This window comes from Salinimicrobium oceani, from assembly GCF_012037645.1.
Map to the genome: position 1 here is coordinate 56,471 of NZ_JAAVJR010000005.1, position 18,544 is coordinate 75,014.

At 42.3% G+C, this 18,544-nt stretch carries 12 protein-coding genes; 7 read left to right on the forward strand and 5 right to left on the reverse strand.

The window, feature by feature from the left end; translation table 11 throughout:
* Positions 1-6 precede the first annotated feature (6 nt).
* The 7 genes from HC175_RS09880 (at position 7) to HC175_RS09910 (ending at position 8,636) form a co-directional block, all read left to right on the forward strand.
* Positions 7-477: a hypothetical protein gene (locus tag HC175_RS09880; RefSeq protein ID WP_168138336.1), complete on the forward strand. Its 471-nt coding sequence runs from the start codon at positions 7-9 to the stop codon at positions 475-477.
* A gap of 12 nt (positions 478-489) precedes the next feature.
* Entirely contained in the window at positions 490-1,035 is a 546-nt protein-coding gene (locus tag HC175_RS09885) for a 2'-5' RNA ligase family protein (protein WP_168138337.1), read from the forward strand.
* Between the two features lie 93 nt (positions 1,036-1,128).
* Positions 1,129-3,099 (forward strand): monovalent cation:proton antiporter family protein, encoded by a 1,971-nt coding sequence (locus tag HC175_RS09890; protein WP_168138338.1) that lies wholly within the window; start codon positions 1,129-1,131, stop codon positions 3,097-3,099.
* Between the two features lie 108 nt (positions 3,100-3,207).
* A complete protein-coding gene (locus HC175_RS09895; protein WP_235942579.1) occupies positions 3,208-4,893 on the forward strand; it encodes a formate--tetrahydrofolate ligase in 1,686 nt (561 codons plus the stop codon).
* Between the two features lie 320 nt (positions 4,894-5,213).
* Positions 5,214-6,671, forward strand: a complete 1,458-nt coding sequence (locus tag HC175_RS09900) for a RimK family protein (protein ID WP_168138339.1) — start codon at positions 5,214-5,216, stop codon at positions 6,669-6,671.
* Entirely contained in the window at positions 6,668-7,903 is a 1,236-nt protein-coding gene (locus tag HC175_RS09905) for a carboxylate-amine ligase (RefSeq protein ID WP_168138340.1), read from the forward strand. The genes HC175_RS09900 and HC175_RS09905 overlap by 4 nt, the downstream gene beginning before the upstream one ends.
* Before the next feature lie 52 nt (positions 7,904-7,955).
* Positions 7,956-8,636, forward strand: a complete 681-nt coding sequence (locus tag HC175_RS09910) for an N-formylglutamate amidohydrolase (protein WP_168138341.1) — start codon at positions 7,956-7,958, stop codon at positions 8,634-8,636.
* A 13-nt stretch (positions 8,637-8,649) separates the two neighbouring features.
* Here HC175_RS09910 and HC175_RS09915 read toward each other — a convergent pair whose 3' ends face one another.
* The 5 genes from HC175_RS09915 to HC175_RS09935 all read right to left on the reverse strand — a co-directional run bounded on the left by HC175_RS09915 (position 8,650) and on the right by HC175_RS09935 (position 18,529).
* Positions 8,650-9,063, reverse strand: a complete 414-nt coding sequence (locus tag HC175_RS09915) for an OsmC family protein (protein ID WP_168138342.1) — start codon at positions 9,061-9,063, stop codon at positions 8,650-8,652.
* 1 nt (position 9,064) lies between these two features.
* A complete protein-coding gene (locus tag HC175_RS09920) occupies positions 9,065-10,132 on the reverse strand; it encodes an NAD(P)-dependent alcohol dehydrogenase (protein ID WP_168138343.1) in 1,068 nt (355 codons plus the stop codon).
* A 206-nt stretch (positions 10,133-10,338) separates the two neighbouring features.
* Complete coding sequence (gene glgB / locus HC175_RS24850) at positions 10,339-13,239, reverse strand: 1,4-alpha-glucan branching protein GlgB (protein ID WP_438865928.1); 2,901 nt, start codon at positions 13,237-13,239, stop codon at positions 10,339-10,341.
* A 3-nt stretch (positions 13,240-13,242) separates the two neighbouring features.
* Positions 13,243-16,539, reverse strand: a complete 3,297-nt coding sequence (gene treS, locus HC175_RS09930; protein ID WP_168138344.1) for a maltose alpha-D-glucosyltransferase — start codon at positions 16,537-16,539, stop codon at positions 13,243-13,245.
* Positions 16,540-16,549: 10 nt separating this feature from the next.
* Positions 16,550-18,529 carry an alpha-1,4-glucan--maltose-1-phosphate maltosyltransferase gene (locus HC175_RS09935; RefSeq protein WP_168138345.1) on the reverse strand — a complete coding sequence of 660 codons (1,980 nt, stop codon included), beginning with the start codon at positions 18,527-18,529 and terminating at the stop codon, positions 16,550-16,552.
* Between the last annotated feature and the right edge of the window lie 15 nt (positions 18,530-18,544).

Below are 18,544 nucleotides of genomic sequence, written 5' to 3' on the forward strand. Positions count from 1 at the left end.
TTCAAGATGAAATTAGAAGAAGCCATTCAGCGCCTTGACAGGGCTGTAGGAGTCCACGGCAGCAGTAATTCTTATAGAATTAGGCAGAAGTTCAGCAATATTCTTCAGGAGGTAAAATATAAAAATCTCACTCAGGAACAGCTCACTGCAGTTGAAAAAGAGCTGGATGAAATTTTTGAAGGGCTGGATGTCGAATCTTCAAATGCAGAAGCAGCACTTGAACCAAAATTGATTTCCTTTATAAGAAATTTGCGACGAAATTTTTCTTTAGTCCCTGAAAGTTACTGGGCCATGTACGGTTTAAAAGCTGGACTTTTTGTGGGGCTCACCATTATGAGTCTTCTCATTCTTTATACCGATTCTGAAATCAAATTTTACGTTCCGTTATGTTGCCTGTTGCTGGGATTCTTTATTGGTTCCCTCTTTGACCGTCGCCAAAAAAGTAAAGGTAAATCCCTGCTGACACGTATGATCTAAGACCTTTCTAAAATGTCATTTTCAAGGGCTCTTTATTTTACCGCCGTTCTTCCACCTGCAGAGATCAGCAAAGAAATTCTTGACCTAAAGCTCGAAATGAAGGATACGTACCATGCTTCGCATGCGTTGAAACTTCCTGCCCACATCACCATTACTCCGCCAATTAACCTTGAACAATCGCAGGAGGAACAATTTAAATCTTCAATTGCGAGAGTAGCTGGAGCGCACCGCCGATGGCAGGTTGAGATTAATGGGCTTGGGCATTTTGGCAAAAGAGTGATCTTTCTTCAGGTTCACGCACAAAAATTCTTTCAGGATCTGTATCTCGATCTCATTGCCGCACTGGAATCTTACGATCTAAAGCTTTCAAAGAGCATTCACCCGCACATTACTCTGGCCTCCAAAGATCTTAGGAAGGAATTTTTTGAACGTGCCTGGGAGGATTTCTCCAGTAGGGCCTTCAGAAAAATTTTTTATGCCGAATCTCTGTGCTTATTGAAACACGATGGGAAAAGCTGGAGTGTACTCGAGGAATTTCCTTTTCAAAGCCTGGAATGAAAAAAAGATTTTCCCAGTACTTTTCTTTTACTTTGACGGCCGATATCAACTTGAAATTAAATATTTTTATTCAGCAGCTTAAAACCTTTATTTATGCATTTTCCATTACTTCAGGATATCGTTGTCTTACTAGGATTTTCTGTGGTGGTGGTACTGGTGCTCCAGCGATTTCGCCTGCCTTCCATTCTTGGCTTCCTTATTACGGGCATAATTATCGGGCCCTTTGGTTTTGGACTCATTGAAAACAACGAGCAGGTAGAGATCCTTTCAGAGATCGGGGTCATTCTGCTTATGTTCGTGATTGGAATGGAATTGTCCATTAAGCAACTCGCCCTCATGAAAAGGACCGTAATTTACGGCGGATTCCTTCAGGTGGGGCTAAGTGTGCTGGTAACAGGACTGGTTTTTTATTTTCTCGGCTTTTCCTGGAATGAAGCCGTTTTTACAGGTTTTCTTTTTTCGCTATCCAGTACTGCAATCGTACTTAAGATCCTTCAGGACAGGAATGAGATCACCACGCCCCATGGCCGTACAGCCCTGGGGATCCTTATTTTTCAAGATCTCATAGTGGTGCCAATGATGCTGGTAACCCCTATTATGGCTGGAAGTTCCTCAAATATTTTAAACGAGATCCTTTTCCTGCTCCTTAAAAGTGCACTTATCATTGCGTTTACATACATAAGTGCTAAATATCTTGTCCCCAGAGCAATGTATCTTATTGCCAAAACTAAAAGTAAAGAGCTTTTCCTACTCGCCACAATAACGCTTTGTTTTACAGTCGCCTTTGTCACGGCTTCGGCAGGCCTTTCGCTTGCCTTTGGCGCATTTTTAGCAGGCCTTATTATTTCTGAATCAGATTACAGCCACCAGGCTACAAGTACGATCCTGCCTTTTAGGGAGCTGTTCATCAGTTTTTTCTTTATTTCCATAGGGATGCTTCTTGACCTGCAGTTCTTCATCGAAAATGCCGGAATTATTCTTTTGATGGTACTCGTGGTCTTTATCATAAAAGGAGGAGTTGTTTCTTTTGCAGTAGCCGCTCTAAAATATCCTTTCAGAACTATTTTGTTAACAGGAATGGCGCTTTTCCAGGTAGGGGAATTTGCATTTATACTTTCAAGAATAGGAATCGAAAATGGATTGCTTTCTCCACAAATGAATCAATATTTCCTTTCGGTTTCAGTATTTACAATGTTCCTCACGCCCTTTGTCATCCTCTTTTCTGGGAAAATATCAAATTACCTGTTGCGGCCAATATGGAGTAAATCTGCTACAAGGACAAAAACCGAAAAAAAGAGCGATGAAGAGTACGGACTGGAAAACCATCTGCTCATTATTGGATATGGAATCAATGGCACCAATCTCGCGAAAGCCGCCAAATACGCCGAGATCCCTTATATGATCCTGGAACTTAACGCACAGATCGTAAAACAGGAAAAAGCGAAAGGAGAACCTATCATTTTTGGAGATGCAGTGCAGGAACATATGCTGGATGCAGTCAACGTAAAGAAAGCGCGGGTAGTGGTGGTAGCCATCTCAGATCCACAGGCTACAAAAGCAATTGTTTCCAATATTCGGCATTTGTCACCGTCGGTTTATATCGTGGTGAGAACGAGATATGTGAAAGAAATTGAGACGCTGCTGGCCTTGGGTGCAGATGAGGTGATTCCGGAGGAATTTGAAACTTCCATTGAGATCTTTTCGCGGGTTTTAACCAATTACCTCGTTCCGATCAATGAACTGGAGAGCCTGGTAGATTCAGTAAGGGCAGACAATTATCAGGTATTCCAGTCCAGGAAAAGCTTGCAGACCTTTAATTCATCGACCATTCCCGATTTTAAGATAAGTTGCATCCGCCTCCTGGCCGATAGTGGTCCTGTTGTTGGCAAAAGTATTGAAGAAGTGGATGTACGTCGAAATTACGGCGTGAATATCCTGGCGGTTTCCAGAAAGGGAGATATGATCACAAATGTTTCTCCCAATGAAAGGCTCCTGCAAAATGATCACATATTCATAAGCGGAGATCAGGAGCATATTGACTCATTCTATAAAGCTGTAAACTAGAATTAAAACGGAGCTAAAACGTTGTAGAAATCTTTAAAAACCTGATCCTGATCATTCCTCCTGCCTTGCCTAAAATGTACTTTTGGGATCATTAACAGCAGGAAAATCATGATGACCACAGCGCCACTTACAGATCTTGAGATCGCTCAAAACATTCAGTTAAAACCCATTACCGAGATCGCCAGGAAGTTAGGTCTGGAGCCAGATGAGATCGAAATGTATGGAAAGTATAAAGCCAAACTTCCACTCTCTAAAATTGACAAGGAAAAGCTGAAAAATGGAAAGTTGATCCTGGTTTCGGCTATTTCACCAACACCTGCAGGAGAAGGAAAGACTACTGTTTCCATTGGTCTCTCTGAAGCTTTGAACAGGCTGGGAAAGAAAACCACTGTAGTTCTTAGGGAACCTTCCCTGGGACCGGTCTTTGGAATAAAAGGCGGTGCAACCGGTGGCGGTTTTTCTCAGGTTCTGCCAATGGAGGATATCAATCTGCATTTTACAGGAGATTTTTCTGCCATAGAAAAGGCCCACAATCTTCTGGCAGCCCTGGTAGACAATAATATTCAGTCCAGGAGCAATAACCTGGGCATTGATCCCCGCACAGTACGCCTTAAGAGGGTTATGGATGTTAATGACCGGGCGCTTCGGAATATTGTTATTGGCCTTGGCGGAACGGGATCGGGCATTCCAAGAGAAAGCGGATTTGACATCATAGCAGCTTCCGAGATCATGGCCATTATGTGCCTTACCGAAAATCTGGAAGATCTGAAGGGTCGGTTGGGAAATATCTTTATAGGATATACATTTAATAAAAAACCCGTCTTTGCTCGAGATCTTAATGCTGAAGGAGCTATGGCCACATTGCTCAGAGATGCGCTTAAGCCTAATCTTGTACAGACCATTGAAGGAAATCCTGCCATTATTCACCTTGGGCCATTTGCGAACATCGCACAGGGAACAAATTCGGTCATTGCCACTCGCATGGGAATGAGCCTTTCTGATTATACAGTTACAGAAGCCGGCTTTGGGTTTGACCTTGGGGCAGAAAAATTTCTGGACATCAAATGCCAAAGTGCAGGACTAAAGCCCAAAGCCGTCGTATTGACCACTACCATTAGAGCTTTAAAGTATCATGGAGGCGCAGCATTAAATTCGCTTACTATTCCCAACCTTGAAGCTTTGAAAAACGGACTTCCAAACCTGGAAAAACACCTGGAAAATGCATTGCTTTACCAGATCCCTCCTGTAATAGCTATCAATAAATTTTATACAGATAGTGATGAAGAAATCCAGCTGATCATAGATTTTGCAAAGAAGATGGGAGTAAAGGTTGCCTTATCTGAAGGATGGGCCAAAGGAGGCGAGGGAGCGCTTGACCTTGCAGCCAGGGTGATCGAAATTATTGAAGAAGACCAGTCTAATTTTAAACCCTTATATGATTGGGAGCAGGATGTGGTATCAAAAATTGAGATGATTGCTAAAAATATCTATGGTGCCGCAAAAGTAGTTTTTGCTCCAAAGGCACAAAAAGATCTCAAGACTATTCTGGATCTGGGGTTGGAAGGGCTGCCAGTTTGTATTGCCAAGACCCAGAAATCCCTGTCAGATGACCCATCACTTCTGGGAAGACCTTCAGGATTTACTTTAAATGTTCGAGAAATTGAGATTGCTGCCGGTGCAGGATTTTTAATCCCCATCACCGGAGAAATGATGCGGATGCCAGGCTTACCGCCTCATCCGGCATCTGAAAATATAAATATAGATCTGGAAGGAAATATTTCGGGGCTAATTTAGGGGCAAGATCTGTTTTCTTCAGAAGAAAAGAGGCTGTCTGAAAAGCCATTTTGCGGCAGGCTGAACTTGTTTCGGCTACCAAGTCATTCTGATTTTTAAATAGTTAAGATCCTGAAAAAATTCAGGATGACGTATACCGTGCTTTTCAGGCAAACTCTTTTATTTTTCCAGCCATATTCAAATTCGCATTTCCTTCTTTCGCTGGAATTCCTGGAGATGGTGTGTTGTAATTCAATAAGTTAAGCTCTCTAAAATATTTCCAAACGGCACATTTTTCCTCTGATATTTCATATACCTTTGATCAAATTTGTTATACATTAATGAAGAAGTTTTTAGTAGTAAATAAACCTGAGAATTGGGATCTTTCCCTTGAGAACATGGAAGTGATCTCGGCTCGGGATTATCTTACAACCCCCGAATATTCGCAACTAAAGAAGGCACGAATTTTCAATTTATGCAAGGACTATTCCTATCAAAGTAAAGGTTATTATGTTTCCCTGCTGGCCGAGGCCCGGGGCCATCTTGCAATTCCTACGGTTAAGAATCTCGTGGATCTAAGGGAGCCAAGGCTGGTGAAGATCGTTTCAGACGAATTTGATGATCTCATTCAAAAAAGCCTGAAGAGCATCAAGTCCCAGGAGTTTACGCTGAGTATCTATTTTGGTCAGAACGTGGCGCAGAAGTATCGGGAACTTAGTGCAATGTTTCACCGGCATTTTCAAATTCCGTTTTTGCGGGTTAAGTTCAGTTATAGCAACAAATGGAACATCAAATCGATAAAAGCCTTATCGGAAATGGAAATTCCAGAGGAGCATTTGCCTCTAATGCGAAAATTTGCAGTTCAGTATTTTGCGAAAAAGCGATACGACACTCCCAAAAATGAATCCTACGAGTATGACCTGGCTATTCTTGTAAAGGAGCATGATCCTGCTCCTCCCAGCAATCAAAAAGCTTTAAAGAAGTTCGCAGAACTGGCTGAAAAAATGAATTTTTATGTCGAATTCGTTTCTCCCCGTGATCTTTCACGGCTTTCGGCCTTTGATGCACTTTTTATTAGGCAAAGTACCGAAGTGAATAACGAAGCCTACGCTTTTGCACGAAAAGCACAGCAGGAAGATATTGCGATCATAGATTATCCCGATGCTATACTAAAATGCTGTAACAAGGTTTTTATGGCCGAAGCCCTGGAAAACGCCGGAATTCCCACTCCTCGCACTATTATTGTACATAAAGAAAACCGCAATAAGGTTATAGAAAAAACAGGCCTGCCTCTGGTCTTAAAATCTCCCGATTCGACCTTTTCCTTTGGAGTAAAAAAAGCTTCAACGCCCGAAGAATATGAGAAACTGGTAGGAGAGATGCTTCGGAAATCGGAGCTGGTGATTGCACAGGAATTCACACCATCAGATTATGACTGGAGGATTGGCATCCTGGATGATAAGCCCATTTTTGCCTGTCGGTATTATATGGCTAAAGGGCACTGGCAAATCTATAACTGGGATGCAAAGAAGAAAGACGATCGTGATGGAGATGCCGATGTTATAGCCATTGAGGAGGTGCCAAAGAAGATCATGGATGTCGCCTTGAAATCGGCAAAACTCATGGGGAAAGGCCTGTATGGAATAGATGTGAAAGAGGTAGATGGAAAACCTCTGGTTATAGAAATAAATGACAATCCAAATATAGATTTTGGAGTAGAGGACAGGTTCTATGGAGATAAGGTTTATATAGAAATTCTCACTGCCCTAAAAAATCGTTTAGAAAAGAAAACAGAATGAGTTACCACCTATTCGAAGTATTTGGTATTGAACTGGAGTACATGCTGGTAGACACAGAAACCTTCAAAGTCAATCCTATTGTGGATAAACTGCTCACCAGGAAAAATGGCACGCTCACCTCAGATGTTGAGAACGGCAAAATAGAATGGAGCAATGAGCTGGTAGCCCATGTAGTTGAAATGAAAACTAATGGTCCTACTGCAAATCTTGAGGATCTTGACGAACTTTTTGCCGAAAATGTATCGGAAATGAATAGCCTTCTGAAGGATCTCAATAGCCGGTTGTTACCTTCAGCAGCACATCCCCTCATGCACCCGGAGGAGGAAATGCAATTATGGCAACATAGCTATAGCAGGATATATGCGCTATATAACCGCATTTTCGACTGTAGAGGACATGGGTGGAGCAATGTACAGAGCATGCACATTAACCTTCCCTTTTCGGGAGATGCCGAATTCGAAAAATTACATGCAGCTGTACGTATTCTCCTGCCTATTATCCCAGCCCTGAGTGCCAGCTCTCCAATTTTTGAAGGACGGCTCACAGGTTTCAAGGATTCAAGAATGCAGGTGTACAAGACCAATCAAAAGGAAATTCCTGAAATGACGGGGAAGGTCATTCCAGAGCAATATTTTACCAAAAAAGATTACTTCCAGGGGATCTTTGAACCTATCAATAAAGCCATTGCCCCACATGATCACGAAAAGATCCTGGATCACCATTTTCTTAATTCTCGCGGTGCAATTGCAAGATTTGATCGTGGTGCAATTGAAATACGCGTTATAGATATACAGGAATGTCCAAAAGCAGATGTAGCAATTGCTGTATTAATTATAGAAGCTTTGAAATTACTGGTGGGTGAGGAGTTGATCTCCCTTGAAGATCAAAAAAACTGGCATGAAAATGACCTTTTTGAGATCCTTAATGCTGTGATCATTGATGCTGAAGGCACAGGTGCCAAAAATGACAAATACCTTGATATTTTTGATTTACGAGCTGGGAAGGCTGTAAAAGACATTTGGAGTAAGATCTATGCTATGGTGAAAGAGAACATCTCCGAAAAACATCAGAAGAACATTGAATTTATTCTGCAGCATGGAAGCCTTGCCACCAGGATCATCAAAGCTTTGGGAGAAAAACCTTCTGAAGCAGAAATTCTGAAGGTTTACAGAACCCTTAGTGACTGTCTAGAAGAGAACAGGTTTTTTTCAGCTTCAGAAATTATGAGATAAGCTGCCACAGGAGCAATTTCAAAAATGTATCTTCGAACATCAAATTTTTAGTGTGATCTTATTTCTTACCTGCGAGCATGCCGGGAATGAACTTCCCGATCAATACCAGGAATATTTCCAGGAGGCTGAAGTTATCCTCGAAACTCACCGGGGTTACGATCCCGGGGCATTAAACCTCTTCAATAGGCTTTCAAGACTGTCACATTTTTCACAGCCTTATATGATAAGCAGGCTGCTGGTAGAGCCCAACAGGTCCATAGGGCATCCACAGTTGTTTTCTGAATTCACAGAACAATTGTCAGATCCCGAAAAAGAGGAAATTCTCCATGAGCTTTATTTTCCTTACCGAAATTATATAGAAGGGAGAATCGAAAATTACAGAGCAGAAGGGCATATAGTATTGCATCTCTCGGTACACACATTCACTCCTATTCTGGACGGGGAAGTAAGAACGGCCGATATAGGTCTGCTTTTCGATCCCGCCAGAAGGGAAGAAGCCGACTTCTGTAAGAGCTTCCAAAAAAGCCTTTTTAAAAAGGATAAGGATCTTCATGTTCGCTTTAATTATCCTTACCTGGGAGTGGATGACGGGTTTACTACCTACTTAAGGGATAAGTTTCCAGAACATTACCTGGGGATCGAGCTTGAGGTAAATCAAAAGTTTGTTGAAAAGAACATAATGGAAAAGCGCCTCAAAAATGTCATTTTTGAAGCGCTTAACGATATCCTTTAAAATAAGAGAGCTATTATCCGTTTAGAGAAGAATCTAAGGTGATCTCTGTATTTAAAAGTTTCGAAATAGGACAGTTCTCTTTTGCATGCTTTACGAGTTCATCAAATTTTTCTTGCGAAACTCCGGGTACTTTTGCAGATAGCTGGAGGTGTGATCTCTTTACAGTACCGTCTTCAAACGTAATATCACATTTTGTTTCCAGCTCAACAGGATTAAAACCTTCCTTACTTAAATTAGCAGACAATTGCATGGTAAAACAACCAGCATGTGCTGCACCAATGAGTTCCTCCGGATTAGTCCCTTTCTCATTTTCAAACCTCGTGTGAAAGGAATAGGGCGTGTTTTGTAACACCTGACTTTGTGTAGAGAGATGTCCTTTTCCTTCTTTTATTGTACCATTCCAAATGGCAGTTGCATTTCTTTTCATTTTAATTATGTTGGTTTTGGTTTTTTAAAGATTTCATATCGATCACAAAGCGATAGCGAACATCTGCATTCAAAGTTCGCTCATAAGCTTCATTGATCTGGTCTATATTGATCATTTCAACTTCAGAAACAATGCCGTGGGACGCACAATAGTCAAGCATTTCCTGGGTTTCCTTTATCCCACCTACTAAAGAACCTACAAGGCTTCTCCTTTTCATAATCAATTGCGCTGCCTGCACTTCTGAAGGTTTTGGAGGAATACCGAGCAACACCATAACGCCGTCGGTCTTTAAAAGATTGAGATATGGATTGTAATCATGTTGAGCCGAGACTGTATTAATTATAAGATTAAAACTGCCAGAGAGCCTTTTCATGTTTTCTTCACTGGTGGTGAGCTCAAAGTTTGCAGCTCCCAGTTCATTGGCATCTTTTTCTTTTTCGGGAGAACGACTTAGCATCGTTACTTCTGCACCCATAGAGGAGGCCAGTTTAACCGCCATGTGACCCAGTCCGCCTAAACCTACAACGCCAACTTTATCACCTTTTTTAACCTTCCACCGGCGCAGCGGAGAATAAGTTGTTATTCCTGCACATAAAAGTGGTGCTACCGCGTGCAGTGGCAACTTATCAGAAATCTTTAGAACAAATTCCTGTTTTACTACAATATGTGTAGCGTAGCCACCGTAGGTATGCACATTTTTATCTAATGGAGATGGAGAATTATAAGTTGCTGTAGGACCATTTAGGCAGTATTGCTCCAGGTCTTCCTCACAGTTTTCACAGTGCCCGCAGGAGTCAACAAAACAACCCACGCCCACGGTATCACCTTCTTTATGTTGCGTGACTGCATTTCCGATCCTGGTAACCCTTCCCACGATCTCATGACCCGGCACACAGGGATATTTAGTGCCACCCCATTCATTACGCGCAGTATGTATATCTGAGTGACAGACCCCGCAGTACAGAATTTCTATTTCAACATCTCCCGGTCCGGGTTCATGCCTCTCAATTTGGAAGGGTTCCAGATCTTTATCTGCTGCCTGTGCGGCATAAGCTTTTACGTTTTTCATATTTTTTTATTCGCTTCTGAAGATAAGAATTTACGAAGGAAAATCGCCCTTAAGGAGGTTAAAACTAACTTAACTTCAGGAATAGAATAAAAGGAAGTTGAACATCCCCGTGTGCTCGATTTTAATTGAAATTCTTAAGATGATCTTTATGTTCTAATAAAAAAGCTACCTGCGGATTATCGGAGGTAGCTTTTTTCTTTTTTGCATCAGGTCCTTTTTAAGTAAATGACCGCCATGGGTGGCAGGGTAAGGGAAAGGGAATTCTCCTGACGGTGAGCAGGAATATCCTGTGTTCCTATTTCCTCTGAATTCTTCACATTGCTGCCGCCAAAACGTTCTTCATCGCTATTAAAGATCTCTTTCCAACTCCCTGCTTGCTCAATTCCGATCCTGTAATTCTCCCGTGGTACCGGGGTAAAGTTGCATACCACAAGAATATTATCTTCCGGCTTTTTAGCTTTTCTCATAAAGCTGATAATACTGTTTTCAGCATCCATAATGTCTACCCATTCAAAACCTTCATGCGAAAAAGCTTTTTCATAAAGAGCAGGTTCCTTTTTGTAAAGCTTATTCAGCTCTTTAAGGGTCTCCTGAATCTTGCGGTGTGGATCTTCATTGGTAAGATGCCACTCCAGGCTGCCGTCATGGTTCCATTCTGAAGGTTGCCCAAATTCTGCTCCCATAAAGAGCAGTTTGGTGCCCGGGTGTGCATACATATATGCGTACAGGGTTCTTAGATTTGCAAATTTGTTCCATTGATCTCCCGGCATTTTATTCAGAATGGAGTGCTTCCCATAGACTACTTCGTCATGAGATAACGGGAGCATGAAATTCTCGGTAAAGGCATAGTTAGAACTAAAGGTGATGGTATTTTGGTGATACCTTCTGTGGATGGGATCTTCGCTGAAGTACTTCAGCGTGTCATGCATCCATCCCATCATCCATTTCATTCCGAAGCCAAGGCCGCCAAGATATGTAGGTTTGGAAACCATTGGCCAGGCGGTGGATTCTTCGGCAATTGTAACTGCATCAGGAAATTCCTTGTAGACCGCCTCATTAAATTCTTTTAAGAAACTAATAGCTTCCAGGTTCTCCCTTCCTCCAAATTCGTTTGGTTCCCATTCTCCTTCCTTCCTTGAGTAATCAAGGTAAAGCATGGAAGCAACGGCATCAACCCGAAGACCATCTGCGTGAAATTTGTCTAACCAGAATAGGGCGTTGCTTATTAAAAATGATCTTACCTCACTTCTTCCGTAGTTGAAAATGTAGCTCTGCCAGTCTGGATGAAAGCCTTTTCTTGGATCTGCATGTTCATATAGGTATGTGCCGTCAAAGTAATGGAGTCCGTGAAGATCTGAAGGGAAGTGTGAAGGCACCCAATCCAGGATCACACCAATATCTGCCTGGTGAAGGCTGTCAATAAGCTGCATGAACTCCTGGGGAGTTCCAAAACGACTGGAAGGCGCGAAATAACCGGTGATCTGGTAACCCCATGACCCGAAGAAGGGATGTTCCATTACCGGCATAAATTCCACATGGGTAAATCCCATTTCCTTTAGATATTCTGGCAGCTGCTGGGCAAGTTCGAGGTAAGTAAGCGATCTAAAATTGTCTTCGGGAACTCTTTTCCACGATCCAAGGTGCAATTCGTAAACAGACATGGGTTGTGGTTGTTGTTCCTTCTTTTTGCGATTTTTAAGCCACGTCTTGTCCTTCCAGGTATTTTCAAGATCCCAGACAACAGAAGCTGTGTTAGGGGGAGTTTCCCACATGAAAGCAAAAGGATCTCCTTTCTCGGCTTCATAACCATTATTGGACTTTATGAAATACTTATATAAACTACCTTTTTTGGCACCCGGAATAAAGACCTCCCAGATCCCGGAATGATCCCAGCGTGACGCCATGATATTAGCACCTCTGTCCCAGTTATTGAAATCTCCTATAACTGATACTTGTTCTGCATTTGGTGCCCAAACTGCAAAATATACACCCTCTGTTCCCATGTAATCCATAACATGAGAACCCAGCTTATTGTAGAGGTGGTAATGTTTGCCTTCTTTAAAAAGATGTATATCAAAATCTGAAAGCAGTGTTGCTTCTACCGGTTTTTCGGCAGAAGATTTTTGCTCCTCGGTCTTACCTGAGGCGAGATCTTCGATAGTTTTTTTTGCCTTCTCGGTAACACTGTCTATGGTGTCTTTATCGGGAATTATTCCCTCAACCATTTCCTTTGCCTTAGCAGGGTCGGGAATGAACCTGTCGGCAATTTTCTGAGCTGTGTCCTTTATGGATTCAGCACTTGGAACGTAATCTTTCGCCATTTGCTCGAGATCTCTTTTCGTCTGCTCATCTGGCGAAAGCTTTTCCTTGATTCCCTCGGCAGTTTCTTTTGCAGTCCTTTTTAGATCGTCTGAAGGAGAAGTGTTTGGCAGTTTCATTTTTTCTTCTGCACTTATTCCCGGTACAGATTTTTGCCGGGACATTTTCTTGGCCGGTCTTCGGTCTTCTTCCTGTGTCTGATCCTTAATTTCTTTATCTTCCTTTTTGGAACGAGCTGGTGATGCTTTCTTTTTCCCTGCAACAGGTTCTCGACTCGGTCGCTTTGATTTTCCAGGGTCTTCATCTGGACTTGCAGTCACGTTCGTGGCAGGAGCAGCAACGTGTGGTACTGGTTCATCTGTTAGCGGCTCCTGAAATTTTCCTGGCTTTGAAGTTTTTTTCGTTGGCGATTTGGCTGCAGGTTTCTTTTTAGTTGCAGCTTTCTTTTTTGATGGCGCTGTATCACCCGAAACCCCATCTGGTGTACCCGTTTGAGGCAGCGCTTTCTTTGGCTTCGGAAGTTTTGGTGTTGCCGAAGCTGTTTCTGAAGTTTTTACTGTTGCTGTTCCTTTTGAAGCATCCGAATTTCCTGAGGAGGTTTTTCCTAAAGGAGTTTCGCTTTTTTCACCAGCATTTCTAGTGGTGTCTCCCACTCCCATTGGACCTTTGACCTCGCCAGAAGCTGTAGGCTTATCTGAAGGTTTTCTTCCTGCGCTTGTTTTTGGCGCTTCCCCCGATTTTGAAATCTTTCCTTGTATGTCTTTTTTATCTTCCTTTTTCTTAGCCATTTCTTACTTTTTTATACATGATTTAATACCTCTTAATGGGATCAATACCCAGTCTGGCCGATTGTTCAATTCATAATTCATCTCATATATTGCCTTTTCCAACAGGAAGACCTGCATGAGAATTTCAGTATCTTCCTTATCTGGCGGGATAAAATCATTTTCTCCCACATGGTCGTAATATCCTTTCAGGAACATCTGGGTGACCAGATAATACCAGTTTTCTGCCCAATGGTCAAGATCTCCCTCCTTGTTCTGCTGGTCGAATTCAGACTCTATGATACTGCTGTACGCAGCATAATGGAAGGAGCGAACCATTCCAGCAACATCCCTTAAAGGCGATCTTTTTAATCTTCTTTCACTAAAGGATCGTGCAGGTTCTCCTTCAAAATCGATGATCACAAAATCTTTTCCGGTCCACAGTACCTGCCCCAGGTGATAATCTCCATGGGTTCTTATCTTCATTATTGGGATCTTGTGGTTATACACCTTTCTGAAGGTCTTAAGCACCTCAGCTTTCATATCCAGCACTTCCTGGGCTTCTGGGCGAATATGTTTTGGAAGGCTTTTTATGCTTTTTTGAAGATTCTGAAAAGCATTCCTTGTGAGGGACTGTAAAGAGGAGAATAAGGATCGCTGATAATGAAGGGAAAAAGGTTCGGGCTCGAAATCCTTTTCATGCGGATTTGCTGCCAGGGCTTTGTGCATTTCTGCTGTTCTTTGCCCCAGTAGAGAAATGCGCTCGGGGAATACCACGCCCATAAGCTCCTTCATGTTTTCAGAAAGATCCTGATAGGAGAGGGGATTAAGATTGTGCTGCACCGCCTCAAATTCCATTTCTTTAGGGGTGGTAAGTACCCTCTCAAAAAAGCGATTTAATGCATCCTTTGTATAATCCCAGGCATCTCCCTGGTTCGGAATGAGGTCTTGCATCATCCCCAGAACAATAATATTCTTTGAATCTGGCTTATATTCAATTGCGCCCACAAATCTTGGAGAATTCTTGTATTCCGTTTTTTCAGTAAGATATTTTGTGATCTCAAGATCTGGATTAATAGTATTATCCAGCTTCCGATAAAGTTTGAGAAAATACTTATTATCAAAAATGAGCGAAGTATTGCTTTGTTCAGCATTAAGGATCTTGGAATGCACCTTGTCATATTGGTCAATACCATTTTCGCTATGATAGAAGACGAGATTTCCGCGACCGCTTTTCAGTTTCCTTCCTTTTTTAATATTCCGGAATAAGACATTTCTAAAGCTTTCACTGTAGACCGAATCAAAAAGATATCCCTCTTCACCATTCAGAGTAAGTTTGGCAATGATTCCTTTAGGTGGTACCTCTTTATATTCTTCATCCATCTTTGGACTCATAAAGCCCAAGGGAAGTTGATATACTTCTGGCAGTCCGTCATTATAATTCACCTCAATGGTAATAAGAGTGGAGGGCAGCTCAGGAACCGGAATATCCACCTTGTTTAGTACCGTGACATTCTGGATGACCCTTGATTTTCCTCCAAACCACCTGCAGGAATTAAGGTAGCTGGGTAATATATCATGTTCGAATTTGGCTCGCACCTTGTTCTGGAACAATTGTTCCCACTCCTGGATATGAAGATCGGGCGTTTCAGTTTTTGCCTGATGACCTTCTTCTTTTTGCAAAACAAACCAGTAATAGCCGTGTGGGGCCATAGTAAAGAGGTATGGCTGATCAGTTATCCGCGGAAACTTATTATGGCTAAAAACTTCTACAGGAATGAAGTCCTCATAGGGTTCCAGATCCAGTTCGGCAGCCTGTGGAAAACGTGAAAGATTTCCAAGAACCAGAACATCCTCATCTTCATAAGTTCTAGTGTAGGCTATGATCTTAGCGTTACTTGGAGAGAGGAAATTGATATCACCTCTTCCAAAAGCCTTATATTTTTTACGCATAGCAATAATGCGTTTCATCCACCAGAGCAGGGAAGACGAGTTCAATTGCTCTGTCTCTACGTTCACAGATTCGTATTTATAAGCTGGATCAATGATCACCGGCAGGTAAAGTTTGTGAGGATTTGCTGCCGAGAAGCCCGCATTCCTGTCTGAAGACCACTGCATTGGTGTGCGCACACCATCACGATCTCCCAAATAGAAATTATCTCCCATTCCTATTTCATCGCCGTAATAAATTACAGGAGTGCCGGGAAGAGAGAACAGGAGTACGTTCATCAGTTCTATCTTGTTTCTGTTGTTCTCCAGGAGAGGTGCCAGTCTATGCCTAATACCTACGTTGATCTTGGCCTGCGGATCTTTAGTATACACTTTGTACATATAATCTCTTTCCTCATCGGTCACCATTTCCAGCGTAAGCTCATCATGATTCCTTAAGAAAATAGCCCACTGGCAGGTCTCAGGTATTTCGGGAGTCTGGTCTATGATGTCCATGATAGGATATCGATCTTCCATTTTTACAGACATGAACATACGTGGCATGATGGGAAAATGATAGTTCATATGACACTCATCTCCATCCCCAAAATAGGCCGCAGAATCCTCGGGCCACATATTTGCCTCGGCCAGCAGCAACTTATTTGTATACTTACTGTCCACATGAGCTCTGAGTTTTTTTAAGAAATCATGGGTTTCCGGAAGATTTTCACAATTTGTGCCTTCTCTCTCGAACAGGTAAGGAACGGCATCTAATCGAAATCCGTCCACTCCGAGATCAAACCAGAAATCAAGCACATTGAAAACCTCCTGCTGTACCTGCAGGTTGTCAAAATTAAGGTCGGGCTGATGACTAAAGAACCGATGCCAGAAATATTGATTGGCCACTGGATCCCATGTCCAGTTGGAAGGTTCTGTATCTGTAAAAATGATACGTGTGTCCTTATATTTATTAGGATCATCTGTCCAGACATAGTAATCCCTTTCCGGAGAACCAATCGGGGCATTACGGGCCCGTTGAAACCATGGATGTTGATCTGAAGTGTGATTAATGACCAGCTCGGTAATGATCTTTAATCCGCGGTTATGTGCTTCATCGATCAGCCGTTTAAAAGTGTCAAGATCGCCATAGGAGGGATTAATACTGTAATAATCTGCAATGTCGTAGCCGTCATCCTTTAGAGGCGACGGATAGAAAGGCAGAAGCCAGATTGCAGTAACTCCGAGGTCCTCCAGGTAATCCAGTTTTTGAAGCAGGCCTTCAAAGTCGCCAATCCCATCTCCATTACTGTCAAAAAATGCCTTGATGTGTAACTCATATATTATGGCGTCTTTATACCAGGTCTCCTGGTCGCCTGAATTTATTGGTTTGATCATGCTTTTGTTTTTAACTAATTGGTTTTTTGGTTTCTATTTTTAGAATATGAGCTGGCACTGCCTTTGGATGTAACTCCACATAATTCCATTCATTCTGCCATATGTAACTGGCACCAGTAAGCAGATCCTTGACCGAATATGAATCGTGATCTTCGATCTTCAATCTTTTTAGTGGCACCTTTACCCAGCCAGATTGTGTGTGATTTGGATCCAGGTTAACCGCAATGATGAGCTTGTTAGTCTCCTCCTGGTCTATTTTGGAGTAACAAATGATCTGATCATTATCTGTATCACAGAATTCGATGTTCCAGGTCGTTTGAAGTGCAGCATTTTCCTTTCTAATACGGTTAAGGATGCTTATCATTTCTTTGATCCTGGTATTGCGATGCCAGTCCCACTGGTAGATCTGATATTTTTCAGAATGAACGTATTCTTCCTTGCCAGGATAGGCTTCATTAAGTCCAAATTCAAACACCGGCCCGTACAGTCCGTAATTAGAAGACATGGTTGCCGCGAGAATGAGCCTTATGATAAACGATGGCTCCTCTTTATTTTCCAGGGAAATGGGAAGAATATCGGGTGTATTTGGCCAGAAGTTAGGACGGTAATACTCCCTGACTTCAGTTTTTGTAAGCTCGGTTAGATATTTGATAAACTCTTCTTTTGTATTTCGCCATGTGAAATAGGTGTAGGACTGGTTGAACCCGATCTTTGCAAGTTCTTCCATGACCCGGGGTCGGGTGAAAGCTTCAGCCAGAAAGATGATACCTTCATATTTGCTGTTGATCTCCCTGATACACCATTCCCAGAACGGAAAGGTCTTGGTATGTGGGTTATCAACGCGAAATATGTTTATGCCTTTTTCTATCCAGAACTCAACAATGCTTTTTAACTCCTCCCATAAATTCTCCCAATCTTCAGTTTCAAAATTAACCGGGAGAACGTCCTGATATTTCTTCGGCGGATTTTCGGCGTATTGTACAGTGCCGTCTGGTCTCCACTTGAACCATTGCGGATGCTCCTTCACGTAAGGATGATCTGGAGCACATTGAATGGCAAAGTCCAAAGCGATTTCAATATCCATTTCCTTTGCCCTTGAAACCAGCTGTGTAAAATCTTCCATACTTCCCAATTCGGGATGTATGGCTTTATGTCCGCCTTCCTTTGCGCCAATTGCCCATGGAGATCCAGGGTCTCCTTCTTTGGCTTCGGTGGCATTATTTAGGCCTTTTCTATGGCTGCGGCCAATAGGGTGAATGGGCGGAAAATAGATGACGTCAAAACCCATTTTTGAGACCTCAGGTAAGATGTTCTCACAGTCTTTAAAAGTTCCGTGTCTTCCTTTTTCAGGAGAAGCCGATCTTGGGAAAAACTCATACCAGGCGCTGAAGAGTGCCTTTTTTCTTTCTACCCTTACCTCCAGGACCCGCTCATATGGATATGCCCTGTTGCGGTCTCGGGCTTCGTACATCACGCGAGTGGCGGTATCGCTTAACACTTCAGAGACAGCGCGCTTTTCATGCTCCTCGTTTTTCAGCAGTGCGATCCATTCTTTAAGCTTTTTTTTATGAGGTGCAGAGGCCCTTGATAAAGTTTCTTCCATAAGTTCTGCACCAATGAGCAGCTCTGTTTTAAGATCTTGATTGGCGGCAGCTTTTTTCTTTAGTCCGTCCTGCCAGGTCGCAAAGTGATCTACCCAGGATTCAATAGTATATTCAAAAACGCCGGTATTGGTTAAACTGAAGGTGCTGCTCCAATGATCATTCCCTTCAAATTCCATTGGCTGTTCCTGCCACTTCTTATCCTTACCCCGGCCTTTTTTCCTTTCTCTGTACAGTAGGACTGCATCGACCTTATCATGGCCATCACCAAAGATGTCGGCTTCGACCTTTATTTCTTCATTGATTATTCTTTTTATAGGATATTTTCCACAGTCAATTTGAGGTTTTACATTTCTTATACTTACTCTTTTATGGCCATCAATCTTCATATGATTTATTTATAG

Excerpts from the sequence above, each read along its gene's own strand:
- glgB (WP_438865928.1), bottom strand. The coding sequence starts at position 13,239 with ATGGCTAAGAAAAAGGAAGATAAAAAAGACATACAAGGAAAGATTTCA.
- HC175_RS09920 (WP_168138343.1), bottom strand. The coding sequence starts at position 10,132 with ATGAAAAACGTAAAAGCTTATGCCGCACAGGCAGCAGATAAAGATCTG.
- treS (WP_168138344.1), bottom strand. The coding sequence starts at position 16,539 with ATGATCAAACCAATAAATTCAGGCGACCAGGAGACCTGGTATAAAGAC.
- HC175_RS09935 (WP_168138345.1), bottom strand. The coding sequence starts at position 18,529 with ATGAAGATTGATGGCCATAAAAGAGTAAGTATAAGAAATGTAAAACCT.
- HC175_RS09895 (WP_235942579.1), top strand. The coding sequence starts at position 3,208 with ATGATGACCACAGCGCCACTTACAGATCTTGAGATCGCTCAAAACATT.
- HC175_RS09905 (WP_168138340.1), top strand. The coding sequence starts at position 6,668 with ATGAGTTACCACCTATTCGAAGTATTTGGTATTGAACTGGAGTACATG.
- HC175_RS09885 (WP_168138337.1), top strand. The coding sequence starts at position 490 with ATGTCATTTTCAAGGGCTCTTTATTTTACCGCCGTTCTTCCACCTGCA.
- HC175_RS09900 (WP_168138339.1), top strand. The coding sequence starts at position 5,214 with ATGAAGAAGTTTTTAGTAGTAAATAAACCTGAGAATTGGGATCTTTCC.
- HC175_RS09890 (WP_168138338.1), top strand. The coding sequence starts at position 1,129 with ATGCATTTTCCATTACTTCAGGATATCGTTGTCTTACTAGGATTTTCT.
- HC175_RS09880 (WP_168138336.1), top strand. The coding sequence starts at position 7 with ATGAAATTAGAAGAAGCCATTCAGCGCCTTGACAGGGCTGTAGGAGTC.
- HC175_RS09915 (WP_168138342.1), bottom strand. The coding sequence starts at position 9,063 with ATGAAAAGAAATGCAACTGCCATTTGGAATGGTACAATAAAAGAAGGA.